Genomic DNA, 13,376 nt, shown 5'->3' on the forward strand with positions numbered 1-13,376 from the left:
GCTGCCATGCGAATCTATCCGCCCTCCATTCAGAAAATAGGCTTGTTCAAAGACAGGGGAACCCTGTTGATACAGTTCGCCCTACTTCTAGCCGTGCTCATAAGCATTCTCGGAACGGCGCAAATTGGCTACATGTATTACGCCAAGCGCGATCTGCAACGGATCGCGGATCTTGCTGCCCTGGAAGCCATCAGTGCGCTCGTGGACCCCTCCACTTGCACGGCTGCAGAGGCTGCGGGAATGAATAGCATCACCACCCAGTGGAAATGGCCGGCAGGGGTGTCTCCTGCCCCGCTGCAGCAAAGCGTGCGCTGCCTCAAATGGAGCAGGGATGCCGGCCCAGCCTTTGGGGCAGCACCCTTCAATGCAGTACAGGTTCGGCTGAGAGGCAAAAGCCTGCAACTATTGCCTTTCCTGGGCAACAGAGAGATCTATGCCGAATCCATCTCGGCGATTCCAGATGACCCTATTGCGGCTTTTTCCCTAGGTTCCGGTGTGGCCAGGCTGGATGAAGGTGCACTCAATCGTCTGCTCACCATGCTGTTGGGAACGAATGTCAATCTGAGCTTGGCGGACTACCAAGGGCTTGCCAACACCAAGGTCAACCTCCTGGGATTGAAGGAGGCGTTGAACATCTCTGCAGGCACCTATGAGGAGCTGCTTAATGCCGATGTGCTGCTGACCAAACTATTGGAATCCAGCATCAGTGTCATACAGAACTCTCCTGGCAGCGACACCGCAAACATCGCAATAGCTGCGCTGGACAAGCTTCTGAAGCTCCCCATCGCAGTCAATATCCAAAACACCGTCATCTCCCTGCTGAAGGCTCCTGGCCAGAACGGTTTACTCGACATCGGTCTCTTCAAAGACAATCCGATGTCCGCACTGATCGCTGATGTTAGTGCCCTGAGCCTCCTGATGGTGGGATTGCAGGTGGCCAACGTGGACTCTGCCGCCACTTTGCAGACCGGTATCGACCTGAAGCCGCTGGCCGATGTAGCGATCAAGGCAAAAATCATAGAACCACCAGTCATCGCCGTGGGCCCTCCCGGCTACGACAGCACGGGCAAACCCCGAACCACGGCGCACACTGGTCAGATACGCACCTTCTTGGATATCAAGGCCCTCACGCCGGTGGCGGGTAAAACCAGTCTTCTCGATCTGAACCTGCTGCTGGCCAGCGTCAAGGTATCCATGCCTGCGGGCCAGTTGGTCAACCTACCGCTTTATGTCGAGGTGGGATCGGCAGACGGCAGGCTCGAAGAAGTCATCTGCAGATACGAAGGTAACAAGCACCGTGTCCGCATTGATGCCAGGCCTGGTCTGGCGCATGTGTTCCTGGGCAATGTGCCTGCGGCGCTGACCAACACCACTACGCCATGGGAAAACCTGACCAAGGAAAAATTTCATCTGTTGAGCCTGAAGCTGGATATCAAGCTGCTCCTGGGACTGATCCCCGTGGTCGAAGCACCTATTGCCCTGAAGGCGAAGCTGGACCTCCCTGTCAATGCACCTGGGGCTTATTCCAGCCTTTATTACGACTATGAAAAAAGCAAGCCCCGAGCCGAGCAAACGCTTATCAAAAGCGTGGGTATGAAGCAGCAGCTGGGCCAATCCATCGGTAACGCCATCAATGCAGGTTTGCTGGAAGTGGAGCTCGATACCTCGGGGCTGAAGTTGCTAGGCCTGGACCTGGGACTCGTGAGCAGCATCGTTGATGGCCTGGTCAATGGCCTCGTTGGCATCGTCAGCGGCGTTCTGGGGCTGCTCAATGTGGTGCTGATGCCGGTCCTGGCCTTGTTGGATGGAGTGTTGCTTGGACCGCTGCTTGAAGCGCTTGGGATCCAAGTCGGGTACGCAGACGTCGAGCTGCTTTGGGCCGATTGCAATTACGGCGTCATCGTTCAATAGCAGCGCATTCAATCTTTGAAACAACCAAAAAGCGAGACTCAGGTGAATCTGGACGAGCTGGTCATCTATGTGTGGGAAGGACAGGCCGACATCGCCGAGCGGGTGGAGCGCTGCGTGCTCAACCTGGGCGTGGACGTGGTGCGCGCCGACGGGCTGACCCTGCCCGCCGACACCAGCGAGCTGGGCAATGCGATCGCCGTGGTCAGCGTCTCGGTGCTGGAGGGCGCGCGCTTCACGCGCCAGGGCGTGGAGGGCACCTTCGGCATGCCCGTGCTGTGGGTCAGCGCCAAGCAGCGCGACGCCAACGCCGGCACCTATGCCATGGAGTACTCGCATGTACTGCCCTTCGACTTCACGGGGGCCGAGCTGCGGGCCATGCTGGTGCGCATACTGCGGCGCATGCAGAGCAACCAGCGCCAGGTGCAGCGCTCGGAGGACATCATCGCCGTGGCCGACTGCATGCAGCGCCTGCTGCGCGACGTGGACACCTTTGCCGACTGCGAGCACAGCGTGCTCATCATCGGCGAGACCGGCGTGGGCAAGGAGCGCATTGCCGAGCGGCTGCACGAGCGCAACAACCGCTACGGCCAGGGCCCCTTCGTGGTGGTCAACTGCGGCGCCATCCCGGACGGGCTGTTCGAGTCCCTGTTCTTCGGCCACGCCAAGGGCTCGTTCACGGGCGCGGTCAATGCCCACAAGGGCTATCTGGAGCAGGCCAACGGCGGCACGCTGTTCCTGGACGAGATCGCGGACCTGCCGCTGTACCAGCAGGTCAAGCTGCTGCGCGTGCTGGAAGAGCGCGCCATCACGCGGCTGGGGTCGGCCGCCGCCGTGAGGCTGGATTTCCGGCTGGTGGCGGCCACCAACAAGCCGCTGCGCGGGCTGGTGCGCGAGGGACGCTTTCGCGCCGACCTGTTCTTCCGCCTGGCCGTGATCGAGCTGCAGATCCCCAGCCTGGAGGAGCGCGGCGAGGCCGACAAGCTGGCCATCTTCCACGCCATCCTGCACAAGGTGGTGGGCGAGGCCACGATGAAGGAGCTGGGCGAGCCGCCCTTCTTCATCCTCGACGCCGTGGCCCAGATGTACTTCCCCGGCAATGTGCGCGAGCTGCGCAACCTGGCCGAGCGCATCGGCGTGGCCGCCCGCCAGACGCGCGACTGGAACGCCGACGGCGCCACGCAGCGCATCCTGCAGCACGCCCAGGCCCTGTCGGCCACCACCTTCCCGCCGGACGCCGGCGCCGCCGAGCCCCTGCTGGCCGACCGCAGCAACTGGGACATGGACGAGCGCAACCGCATCATCGCGGCGCTCAACACCAATGACTGGAAGCGCCAGAACACGGCCCAGCACCTGGGCATCAGCCGCAAGGTGCTCTGGGAAAAGATGCGCAAGTACCAGATCAGCGACGGCGAGCCCGAAGTGCCCGTGCCGGGCTGAGCACGCCCTCCGACACATCCCATCCCCCCACGCCATGGAGACCTCCACGAACATGCAGGACAAGCCGGTCATCATCTTCGTCAGCGCCGTCTACCCCAGCCAGTACAGCCTGCTGTGCAGCCACCTTCGCGCCAGCGGCGCGGCCGACAGCTGGTTCATGACCATGCCCGGCCATGCCGAGAACTATGCCAGCCAGTGCGACCACCTGCTGTCGTTCCGGCCCGATGGCGACATCGTCGGCCCGCAAAGCTACTACTACTCCAGCAAGGTGGAGCGCTCGGCGCGCATAGGCCGCGGCCTGCTGCAGGGCCTGCAGGCCTTCGAGAAGGAAAAGGGCAAGCGCATCGACGTGGTGGTCGCCCACTCGCTGTGGGCCGCGCCCAACCTGCTGTACGGCGAGATCGATGCCGCCATCGTCAGCTACATCGAATTCCCCAGCTACCGCGTGCACGGCAACGAGCCCGACTACCCGCCCGACCTGTCCCAGCGCCTGGCCGACCGCAACATGGAAATGCTGCACTACCACCAGGTGCTGTGCAGCGACCTGACCATCGCGCCCAGCGCCCATGCGCGCTCGCTGTTCCCGCCGCTGCTGCAGGAGCGCGTGGCCGTGCAGTTCGAGGGCTTCGACATCCAGGCCCCTGACGAGCAGGCCGAGCCGGTGCCGCGCCAGGATGCGCGCTTCACCGTGGCCTTCTCATCGCGCGACCTGTCCAGCTCCAAGGGCTTCGAGACCTTCATGCGCCTGGTCGACCGCCTGGTGCGCGAGGGCGATGGCCAGCAGATGCGCTTCATCGCCCTGGGCGACCCCACGGCCGTGACCTATGGTTACGAACAGCAATGGGTGGAGCGCCGCTACCAGGGCAAGGTGGCCAGTTTCCGCGACCATCTGCTGCAGATCCACCCGGCCGCACAGGTGGTGGAGTTCCCGGGCAAGCTGCCGTACGACGAGTTCGCGCGCACCCTGGCCTCGGTGGACCTGTTCCTCTACCCGCTGCGCTACGGCGTGGCCAACTGGGGATTGATGGAGATCCTGGCGCGCGGCGGCTGCGTGATCGGATCGAACTGGGGCTTTGTGCCGGAGCTGGTGCAAAACGACGTCAACGGCCTGCTGCTGCCCGACAGCGACGACGCCTGGATCGGCGCCATCCGCCAGCTGCGCGACGACCCGGCCCGGCGCCAGCGCTACAGCCGGGCCGCGCGCGAGACGGGCAAGCGCTTTCACATCTCCAACGTGGCACCGCGCTTCATGGACCTGTTCCGCCTGGCCATGGCGCGGCGCAGGGCGAGCCCGCTGATGCTGGAGTAAGGTGCAGCGCGGGCCGGGCTCGGCCTGCGTTCAGGTGCGGGCCCTTGCGCGCCTAGGCGGCGGACAGCGCCGATGCAGGGGCCCCGACAGACCCGACAGCGCCGACGGCCCCGCCAGTCCCGCCGTCGGCAGCCGAAAGAGCCGGCACACGGTCCATGCCACTCCAGCTCAGGGCCATGCTCAGTGCCATGTCCAGCGCGTCGCCCTCCTGCGCCTCGGACGCCTGCAGCACCTCCAGCACATCGGCCACGCACACCACCTGGTCGAGCAGCCCATGCAGCGATGGCCGGGCTATGAAAAACCCCTGCACGCCATGCGCCCCCGCAAGCGCCACGGCCTCCATGCCCTGGGCGGACTCCACGCCTTCCACGATCACGCAGGCGCCGCGGTCGGCGCACAGGCTGATCAGGCCCTGCAGCATCCGGGCCGACGGCCGGGCCTGCAGGCTCTGGTCCAGCACGGACTTGTCGATCTTGACGATGTTGGCGCGCAGCTTGCCCAGGATGTCCAGGCCGCCGCGCCGGGGAACGATATCGTCCAGCGCCACGCGCACGCCCAGGATCTGCAGGTGCCGCACCAGGCCCAGCGCGGCCTTCTCGCAGGGGAAGACACCGGTCTCGGTGATCTCCAGCACCAGGCGCTGGGCGATCTCGGGCCGCTCCTCCAGATAGTCGAACACGCCTTCCCACCAGGCCTCGTCGCAGAACGAGGCGGCCGACAGATTGCAGCCCAGGCTGTGGCCGGTCTTCATCTCCAGCGCCCCTATCACCGACCACAGCACGCTGCGGTCCAGCCGCGCGGCCAGGCCCAGCCGCTCCAGCGCCTCGATGGCATGGGGCACGGCATAGTTGTCGTAGGCAGAGAACACGCTGCGGCGCAGCAGGCACTCGTGGTAGAGCGTGCGGCCCGCGCCGGCCCCACTGCCTCCGCCTGCCATGCCTGCGGGGTCCAGCAGCGTCACGGGCTGGAATGCCAGCGCCAGGTGGCCCAGCCGCAGATCGTCCAGCAGGCGGCCCGCCAGCTGCATGTCGGCCTGGTAGCCCTTGATGAGCCTGGCGGGCATTCTGCGCACCGCCATGTCCTGGCCGCCCGCCGTGGCGTGGCCCTTGCCGCGTATCTCGTGCAGCCCCGCGAAGGAGACGCAGCCCAGCGCCTGCACCTCGGCCCGCAGATAGGCCTGGCGCGAGCCGTGCACCACGGGCTCGCTCACCAGGGCGGACTCCAGCGCATGCATCCAGCCATGCCGGGCATGATGGCCGGGCAGCACCGTGTCGGCCAGCGTGCGGGGGTCGAACCCGCGAACCAGCAGCGTATCGCCCGCGCGCTCCAGCGATTGGGCATCAATGCCCAGGCCCTTGAGCCGGTCCATGCAGGCCTGCATGGCCTCGTCGCAGAAACCGTTGCCATAGACGCTGCGCCAGGCCTGCAGGGGCGGCAGCCAGATGGCCAGATCCAGGGGCATGTCGCTGTGCGAGGGTTCGATGATGTCGTGCATGGTGAGCGCCTTCGTTCAACGGCCTGCAATGGGTTGTGAATAGCAGTGAAATCCGATCGCCCTGCGCCCCCGGCCGGCCGGCCCGCCGCCGAGCATGCCGGCATCCACGGCCGACAGCGCCAGGTCCACATGGCCGGCCACCAGGTCAAAGACCACCGAGCAGGCATCCGCCTTGCGGCTGAAATACGCCAGCGTGGCATCCGTTCCGCCGGCAAAGCTGCCCAGCAGCGCCTGCCCGTCCTGCTCCTGGAACACCGCCTGCGCGCTGCCCTGCTGCGGCACGATGACCCGGTCGCCCTGCTGCAGCAAGGCGCCGGCCTGCGCCACGATCACATCGCTGCGCCGCACGATGCGCACGCCCTCGCTCACCCGCGTGAGCAGCGCCACCGGCGCCGCCTGCGCCACCTGCGCATGGGGGCTTCCGTCGCCCGCCTCGCGCGCAGCGGTGCGCGGCACGGCGGCAGACGCAAACGACGCGGGTACGTTCAACGGCTTGCTGCGCGCCCTTTCCGGGTAGGCGCGCAGTCGCGGCAGGGGCATGCCTGCAAACGACAACGAGACAGCGGCCATGGTTTCTCCTCCGAAAGACAGCGATCAATGGGGCGGCCGGCGCAGCACACGGTTTTCCAGACACTGCGACAAGCTTTTTGCATCCTGTTGCAACAAGCGTGCCATGGGCCTGGACGTCTTCATCCAACGCAAAGCCATCTGTAACCTATTGATTTATTTGGGCACCCAAGCACAGCCACCACCGTGTCACCCCGCAGCGTTACGGGCGATGTCACGTAACGCCGGCACGCCACGGCGTTACTTTCACGGCGGCTGCGCAGGACGACGCTGCCCTGGCTGCCAGGCGCGGCCCCCCTTTCGGTGTATGTTCCAGCGCATCACTTCAGGAGCCGGCCCTGTCCCCGCAAAAGTCCATCCAACGGGATCTGGTGATCCTCTGGCTCACCATCTCGGCCGTCGCCCTGGTGCTGGCGTGGCTGCTGTTGCTGTTGACCCGGCAGGGCACCGAACCGCAGATTGCCCGCGCCCGCGACGCCGCAGGCGTCAGCTGCAGCGCGCTGCAGGCCGGGGCCGCGCGCATGGGGCTGGCGGGGCTGACGGCAGACACGCCATCTGCCCAGGCCCGGTCCGCCGCGCAGGCCGTGCTGGACCTGGCGCTGCGCGAGCGCCCCGGCATGGAGGGCGGCTTCTGGCGCGAGGGCCCCGGCGTGGTGGCCTATGCGTTTCCCACCTATGACGGCTCGGGCATCAAGCGCGATGCGCCCAGTGCGGAGATGGAGCGCATCGCCTCCACCGCCCAGCGCGCAAGGGACAGCGCCGGGCTGGTGACCGACCTGCGCCCCGGCCTGCGCGAGGCGGTGGTCTTTGCCGCCTGCCCGGCCCAGGCCGATGCGCCCGCCCTGGTGGCCTGGACGCTGATGCGCGTCCCCCTGATCAGCGCCGACGTGGTCAACCCCCTCATCCTTGCCGTCAGCCTGCTGCTGGGCATGGTCCTGGTCTCGGGCCTGTGGCTGGGCAGAATGCTGCGGCGCTGGCAGCGGCAGTCGGCACAGATGGAGCAGCAACTGCTCGGCGCCGAACGGCTGGCCACCCTGGGCCGGCTGTCGGCCGGCCTGGCGCACGAGATCCGCAACCCGCTGGGCACCATGCGCATGAAGGCCGAGAACGCCCTGGCCGCGCCCGAGCCACTGCGGCAGGCCCGCAGCCAGGGCGCCCTGGAGGCCGTGCTGGCACAGACCGCGCGCCTGGAAGACCTGGTATCGAGCCTGCTGGCCTTGACCCAGCCCTTCCGCGTGCACCCGGAGCCCGTGGACCTGCAGCAGCTGCTGGACGAAAGGCTCCAGGCCCATGCAGAAATGGCCCAGGCCAGCGGCGTGCAGCTGGCAACGGCGGTGTCCGCCGGCCTTGCCCGGGACCTGCGGGAAGGGCGCCGCCCGCTGCTGGACCCCGCACAGATGGCCCGCGCGCTGGACAATCTGCTGCTCAACGCCCTGGCGCACACGGCGGACGGCGGCCGGGTGGAACTGGGCGCGGACCGGGACGCCAAAGGCTGCCTGCGGCTGTGGATTGCCGATGACGGCACCGGCATCGCGGCCGAACTGCGCGACACGCTGTTCGAGCCGTTCACCACCGCACGCCCCGGCGGCACCGGGCTGGGATTGGCGCTGGTGCGCGAAATCGTCCAGGCCCACGGCGGCCGGATCGCCCTGGCCAAGACTGCACAAGGCAAGACTGCACAAGGCACCCGCATAGAAATGGAATTTCCATGGCCCGCATCCTGATCGTGGACGACGACACGGCCTTCCGTGAAAGCCTGGCCGAGATGCTCGGAGACCTGGGCCATGGGGTCAGCCAGGCCCCGACCGTGGCGGCGGGGCTGCAGATCCTGCAGGCCGGGTCCGTGGATGCGGCCATCGTGGACCTGCGCATGCCGGGCGAGGACGGCCTGGCCTTCCTGCGCAAGGCCCGCGGCCTCTCGCGGGCGCCCTGCATCATGCTCACGGCCTACGCCAGCGGCGGCAACACCATCGAGGCCATGCGCCTGGGCGCCTTCGACCACCTGACCAAACCCATCGCCCGCACCGCCCTGGTTGAGGCCCTGGACCGCGCGCTGCAAGGCGCAGGGCCGGCCCAGGACTCCGGGGACGGCCAAGCCGGCCAGCCGCAGATGCATGACGATGGTGAACTGGTCAGCGGCAGCGAGGCCATGCGGCAGGTCTTCAAGCGCATCGGCCTGGCGGCGGACAGCGACGCCACCGTGCTGGTGCTGGGCGAGACCGGCACGGGCAAGGAACTGGTGGCACGCGCCCTGCACCGCAACAGCGTCCGGGCGGAACGCCCCTTCGTGGCCGTCAACTGCGCGGCCATTCCGGCAGACCTGATGGAAAGCGAACTCTTCGGCCATGTGAAGGGCGCCTTCACGGGCGCCGTCAGCGACCGCGCCGGGCGCTTTCGCGAGGCGCAGGGCGGCACGCTGTTCCTCGATGAAGTGGGCGACATGCCGCTGCCCACGCAGGCCAAGATCCTCCGGGCGCTGCAGGAGCGCGAGATCACGCCCGTGGGCGCCAGCCGGGCGCTGCCCGTGAACGTGCGCATCATCGCGGCCACGCACCGCGACCTGCCGGACGCCGTCAGGCAGGGGCGCTTTCGCGAGGATCTCTGGTACCGGCTCCAGGTCGTGCCCGTGCACCTGCCGCCGCTGCGCGAGCGCCTGGGCGACGTGCTGCTGCTGGCCGAGCATTTCCTGCGCCAAGGCGGCGGCGCCTCGCCCAAGCGCCTGGGGTCCGACGCCGCGCGCCTGCTGCTGGCGCACGACTGGCCCGGCAATGTGCGCGAGCTGCGCAACGCCATGGAGCGCGCGGCCCTGCTGTGCCCCGGGCCGGTCATCGGGCCCGAGCACATCGGCCTGCAGCCTGCGGCGGCGAACGGCCCCGCCATCGACTGGAACGGGCCGCTGGCCCCCGCCGTCGCCCAGCTGGAACGTGAAATGGTCACGCGCGCCCTGGCCGCAACCATGGGCAACCGTGCCGAGGCCGCACGCCGCCTGGGCCTGTCGCGCCAGCAGCTGTACCGCAAGCTGGCGGAGTTCGGCCTGGGTTGAGGCAGCAGCGGGCACAGGCGCCGCCTGCGGTGTCCGAATGGGTGACACCCCCTGTCGCCATCTCGGACACATGGCCCGCATCAGCGACCGCAAGCCCTTGATTTCATGAGGCTTCCGGATGGCATGGCGCTTGCATTGGACTGTGCATGTCCATCGCCAACCCAGGAGCCATCATGACCCGTCTCACCCTTTCTTCCGCCGCCCTGTGGCTGGGTGCCAGCGCACTGAACGCGCATGCCGCCCCGCCCCTGCCTGCCCACGGCCCTGGCGCGCCCCACGCGGCCATGCCGCACGCGCAGGCCGTGCTCGAGAGCCCAGTCGCCCGGCTGCTCACCAACCCTTACGGGGAAGTGGACGGGCTGCGCCTGACCGACGGCACGGTGGTCCGGTTCCCGCCCCACATGGCCGATGCGCTGACGACCGCCGTGAAGGTGGGCGACACGGTGCGCATCATCGGCCGCAGCGAAGCCGGTGGTGCGGTCAAGGCCGACGCCATCGTGAACACCGCCACCGGCCAGACCGTGTATGACCAGCCACCGGAGCCCGGCCGCGCCCGCCCCATGCCCCCGCACCTGCGCATGGCCGGACTGCAGACGCAGCAGGCCCAGGGCCGCATCGAGGCTGTTCTCACCGGCCCGCGCGGCGATGCCAACGGCGTCATCCTGTCCGACGGCGCCATCGTGCGCTTTGCCCCCCATGCGCTGCAGCAGCCGCTGCAGCCGGGGCAGCTGTTTGCCGCCTCGGGCCTGGGCACGCGCAACGCGCACGGCACCTCGCTGGAGGCCATCAGCATGGGTGCCAGCCTGTCGGACCTGCAGCCGCTGTACGACCGCGCGCGCTGACGCCACCGCCCGGTCCCCGGGGCCGGGCGGGTTCCTGCCCCTTCCTGCTGTTCTGCTTTCCTGCTTTCCGGCTTTCCTGTTTTCACCGAACCCCGCCATGTCCCCCAAGATCGCCCCCGTCCTGCTGCTGCTGATCTCCAACGTCTTCATGACCTTCGCCTGGTACGGGCACCTGAAGTTCGAGAACCGGCCGCTGTACCTCGTCATCCTGGTGAGCTGGCTGATCGCGCTGGCCGAGTACTGCTTTGCCGTGCCCGCCAACCGGCTCGGCCATGAGGTCTACAGCGCGGCCGAGCTCAAGACCATCCAGGAGGTGATCACGCTGGTGGTGTTCGCCGTCTTCTCCGTGCTCTACCTGGGCGAGAAGCTCACCCTCAACCACCTGGTGGGCTTCGGCTTCATCTGCCTGGGCGCCTTCTTCGTGTTCAAGGGCCCCCTGCGCTGAAGGAAGCCGCCATGCACCGCACACACCACCATGCGCGGCGCTGGCTGCCGGGGCTCCACTTCTTCCTGGCCGACGTGCGCGACGGCCTGGGCCCCTTCCTGGGCGTCTTCCTGCTCGCCCAGGGCTGGCGGCTGGACGACATCGGCTACGTCATGGCCCTGGGCGGCATCACGGGCATGCTGGCCACCACGCCGCTGGGCGCGCTCGTCGATGCCTCGCGCCGCAAGCGCAGGCTGCTGGCAGCGGCCATCGCCCTGCTGCTGGCGGGCAACCTGGCCATCTGGATCGCACCGTCGCTGGCCGTGACGGCGGCATCGCAGGTCATCACCGGCGTGGTCGCGGCCTTGATCGCCCCCTGCCTGCTGGGCATCACGCTGCAGATCACCGGCAATGCGGACCTGCCCCGGCAACTGGGCACCAACGAAGCCTGGAACCACGCCGGCAACGTGGCCACGGCCGCACTGGCGGGGGCCATGGGCCTGCGCTGGGGACTGCCTTCCGTCTTCGTGCTCATGGCCCTGATGGGCTGCGCATCGCTGGCCTGCCTGGCGCTGATGCGGCTGGATGAAACCCCGCAAGGCACGCCGCCCCCAGAGCAGGCCGGGCCTTGCGCCCCCGGCCTGCTGCACGTGCTCACGGGCACGCCGGCGCTGCGGGTGCTGGCCGTGGCCATGCTACTGTTTCACCTGGGCAATGCCGCCATGCTGCCGCTGCTGGGCCAGGCCGCCGTGGCGCGCGGCCATGCCAACCCCAGCGGCTTCACGGCGCTGACCATCATCGTGGCGCAACTGGTCATGATCCCCATGGCCCTGCTCGCCGGGCGCCACGCCCAGCGCAGCGGCTACTGGCTGCTGGTCAAGGCGGCCCTGCTGTCGCTGCCGCTGCGCGGCCTGGTCGCCGCCACCTGGGACTCCGACTGGGCGCTGATCCCCGTGCAGGTGCTGGACGGCGTGGGCGCCGGGCTGCTGGGCGTTGCCCTGCCGGGCCTGGTCGCGCAGACGCTGCGCGGCACCGGCCACGTCAACGCAGGCCTGGGCGCCGTGATGACGCTGCAGGGCCTGGGCGCGGCCGCCAGCCCGGCACTGGCGGGCTGGATCGCGCAGCGCTTCGGCTTTGATGCGGCCTTTCTTTCGCTGGGCGGCATCGCGGTGCTGGCGCTGGCGCTGTGCTGGTTCGGCGCACCGTCCGAACACCGGGCGGCCCGTCTCCAGCCCAAGGCCTGAGGACCGGCAGCGCACGGCTCGCTTTCGGAGCACCTGGACACATTTGGAGGCCTGGAAACATAGGAGAATTCCTAGGACCCGAACCAGAACCCGCGCCATTGCGGACTTGCCTCCCTGCGGCCAGCGCCTGCCGCCCCCGAATGACAGTCAAGAACAAGAAGCCTTCCGCGCGCAAGCGCAGTTCCTCCCCCGCCTCCAAGAAGAAAGCCTCCGGCCGCAGCGGCCGCAGCGGACTGTGGCACTCCGTGATCGCCGCCGTGGTCGCGGCAGCGGGCACCTTCCAGATCGCCAGCTGCAGCCTGGACCCGAACTGGCATCCCAAGCTGCCCGAGCCGCCCCTGCTGTCCACCCTGCCCATCCCCGGGCTGGAGCACCTGCGCAAGCAGCCGGAGACAGGTTCGGGCACGGCCTCCGGTGGCACCAGCCCGCCTGCCGGCAGCCTGGCCACGGGCTTTTCGCACTGCCGCGATTTCTTCCCCGGTGGCGAGCCCCCTGCCCTGCAGGTCCAGCCCCTTCAGCGCGAGCTGTGCTTCAGCGCCTTTGCCGTGCTGCACAGCGGACAGACCAAGACGCCCGTCTTCGTGGTGGAGCGCCTGAACCGCCAGTTGCTGGAGCAGGGCCAGGGCCTCAAGCGCAGCGACAAGTTCTATGCCGATGCCCGCCTGCCCCGCGCCGAGCGTGCCGAACTGGACGACTACCGCCGCTCCGGCTACTCGCGCGGCCACATGGCGCCGGCCGGCGACATGTACTCGCCCGAGGCCATGGCCCAGAGTTTCAGCCTGGCCAACATGGTTCCCCAGGACCAGACCCACAACGGCGGCGTCTGGAGCAAGGTCGAGCAGGACACGCGCCGCTACGCCCAGCGCGCCAAGGGCGATGTCTACGTCTTCACCGGGCCGGTGTTCGACGGCCAGCCGCTGACCATCGGGCAGGGCAAGGTCCATGTGCCCAGCCATATCTTCAAGCTGGTGTACGACGCGAGCACGGGGCGTGCCTGGGCGCACTGGCAGGCCAATAGCCCGGATACGCGGATGAGTGCGCCCATCAGTTATGAGGAGTTCACTCGGAGGACGGGGATGCCGTTGTTGGCGGGGGTGATGAGGG

General features: G+C 68.0%; 11 protein-coding genes. 9 read left to right on the forward strand and 2 right to left on the reverse strand.

What is annotated here, in order from left to right; translation table 11 throughout:
- Positions 1 to 6 precede the first annotated feature (6 nt).
- Genes GRX31_RS28180 through GRX31_RS28190 form a run of 3 tightly spaced genes read left to right on the forward strand, consistent with a single transcriptional unit; the run spans position 7 to position 4,657 of the window.
- Entirely contained in the window at positions 7 to 1,911 is a 1,905-nt protein-coding gene (locus tag GRX31_RS28180; protein WP_160855873.1) for a pilus assembly protein TadG-related protein, read from the forward strand.
- A 42-nt stretch (positions 1,912 to 1,953) separates the two neighbouring features.
- Entirely contained in the window at positions 1,954 to 3,348 is a 1,395-nt protein-coding gene (locus GRX31_RS28185) for a sigma 54-interacting transcriptional regulator (RefSeq protein ID WP_016450343.1), read from the forward strand.
- 34 nt (positions 3,349 to 3,382) lie between these two features.
- Positions 3,383 to 4,657 (forward strand): glycosyltransferase, encoded by a 1,275-nt coding sequence (locus GRX31_RS28190; RefSeq protein WP_016450342.1) that lies wholly within the window; start codon positions 3,383 to 3,385, stop codon positions 4,655 to 4,657.
- Between the two features lie 52 nt (positions 4,658 to 4,709).
- Here the strand turns inward: GRX31_RS28190 and GRX31_RS28195 are convergent, their stop codons facing one another.
- Complete coding sequence (locus GRX31_RS28195; protein ID WP_160855875.1) at positions 4,710 to 6,152, reverse strand: EAL domain-containing protein; 1,443 nt, start codon at positions 6,150 to 6,152, stop codon at positions 4,710 to 4,712.
- Between the two features lie 15 nt (positions 6,153 to 6,167).
- Positions 6,168 to 6,722 carry a hypothetical protein gene (locus GRX31_RS28200; RefSeq protein WP_043792335.1) on the reverse strand — a complete coding sequence of 185 codons (555 nt, stop codon included), beginning with the start codon at positions 6,720 to 6,722 and terminating at the stop codon, positions 6,168 to 6,170.
- Positions 6,723 to 7,090: 368 nt separating this feature from the next.
- Between GRX31_RS28200 and GRX31_RS28205 the strand changes: the two genes are divergently transcribed.
- From GRX31_RS28205 to GRX31_RS28230, 6 genes are all read left to right on the forward strand, one after another.
- The gene (locus tag GRX31_RS28205; RefSeq protein ID WP_160855877.1) at positions 7,091 to 8,443 is read left to right on the forward strand and encodes an ATP-binding protein; all 1,353 of its coding nucleotides are present in this window, start codon (positions 7,091 to 7,093) and stop codon (positions 8,441 to 8,443) included.
- Positions 8,428 to 9,762: a sigma-54-dependent transcriptional regulator gene (locus GRX31_RS28210; RefSeq protein ID WP_160855879.1), complete on the forward strand. Its 1,335-nt coding sequence runs from the start codon at positions 8,428 to 8,430 to the stop codon at positions 9,760 to 9,762. The genes GRX31_RS28205 and GRX31_RS28210 overlap by 16 nt, the downstream gene beginning before the upstream one ends.
- Before the next feature lie 173 nt (positions 9,763 to 9,935).
- Positions 9,936 to 10,604, forward strand: a complete 669-nt coding sequence (locus GRX31_RS28215; protein WP_047218997.1) for a hypothetical protein — start codon at positions 9,936 to 9,938, stop codon at positions 10,602 to 10,604.
- Positions 10,605 to 10,701: 97 nt separating this feature from the next.
- The gene (locus tag GRX31_RS28220; protein ID WP_012203978.1) at positions 10,702 to 11,049 is read left to right on the forward strand and encodes a DMT family protein; all 348 of its coding nucleotides are present in this window, start codon (positions 10,702 to 10,704) and stop codon (positions 11,047 to 11,049) included.
- 11 nt (positions 11,050 to 11,060) lie between these two features.
- Positions 11,061 to 12,272, forward strand: a complete 1,212-nt coding sequence (locus tag GRX31_RS28225) for an MFS transporter (RefSeq protein WP_160855881.1) — start codon at positions 11,061 to 11,063, stop codon at positions 12,270 to 12,272.
- Between the two features lie 140 nt (positions 12,273 to 12,412).
- A partial coding sequence (locus GRX31_RS28230) for a DNA/RNA non-specific endonuclease (RefSeq protein ID WP_160855883.1) occupies positions 12,413 to 13,376 on the forward strand: 964 nt, incomplete at its 3' end.

The organism is Delftia sp. CH05 (assembly GCF_009827015.1).
In the GTDB taxonomy this organism is placed as follows: Bacteria; Pseudomonadota; Gammaproteobacteria; order Burkholderiales; family Burkholderiaceae_C; genus Comamonas; species Comamonas tsuruhatensis.

Coding starts and splice junctions, on each gene's coding strand:
- GRX31_RS28180 (WP_160855873.1), top strand. CDS start 7: ATGCGAATCTATCCGCCCTCCATTCAGAAAATAGGCTTGTTCAAAGAC.
- GRX31_RS28215 (WP_047218997.1), top strand. CDS start 9,936: ATGACCCGTCTCACCCTTTCTTCCGCCGCCCTGTGGCTGGGTGCCAGC.
- GRX31_RS28200 (WP_043792335.1), bottom strand. CDS start 6,722: ATGGCCGCTGTCTCGTTGTCGTTTGCAGGCATGCCCCTGCCGCGACTG.
- GRX31_RS28225 (WP_160855881.1), top strand. CDS start 11,061: ATGCACCGCACACACCACCATGCGCGGCGCTGGCTGCCGGGGCTCCAC.
- GRX31_RS28210 (WP_160855879.1), top strand. CDS start 8,428: ATGGCCCGCATCCTGATCGTGGACGACGACACGGCCTTCCGTGAAAGC.
- GRX31_RS28190 (WP_016450342.1), top strand. CDS start 3,383: ATGGAGACCTCCACGAACATGCAGGACAAGCCGGTCATCATCTTCGTC.
- GRX31_RS28195 (WP_160855875.1), bottom strand. CDS start 6,152: ATGCACGACATCATCGAACCCTCGCACAGCGACATGCCCCTGGATCTG.
- GRX31_RS28220 (WP_012203978.1), top strand. CDS start 10,702: ATGTCCCCCAAGATCGCCCCCGTCCTGCTGCTGCTGATCTCCAACGTC.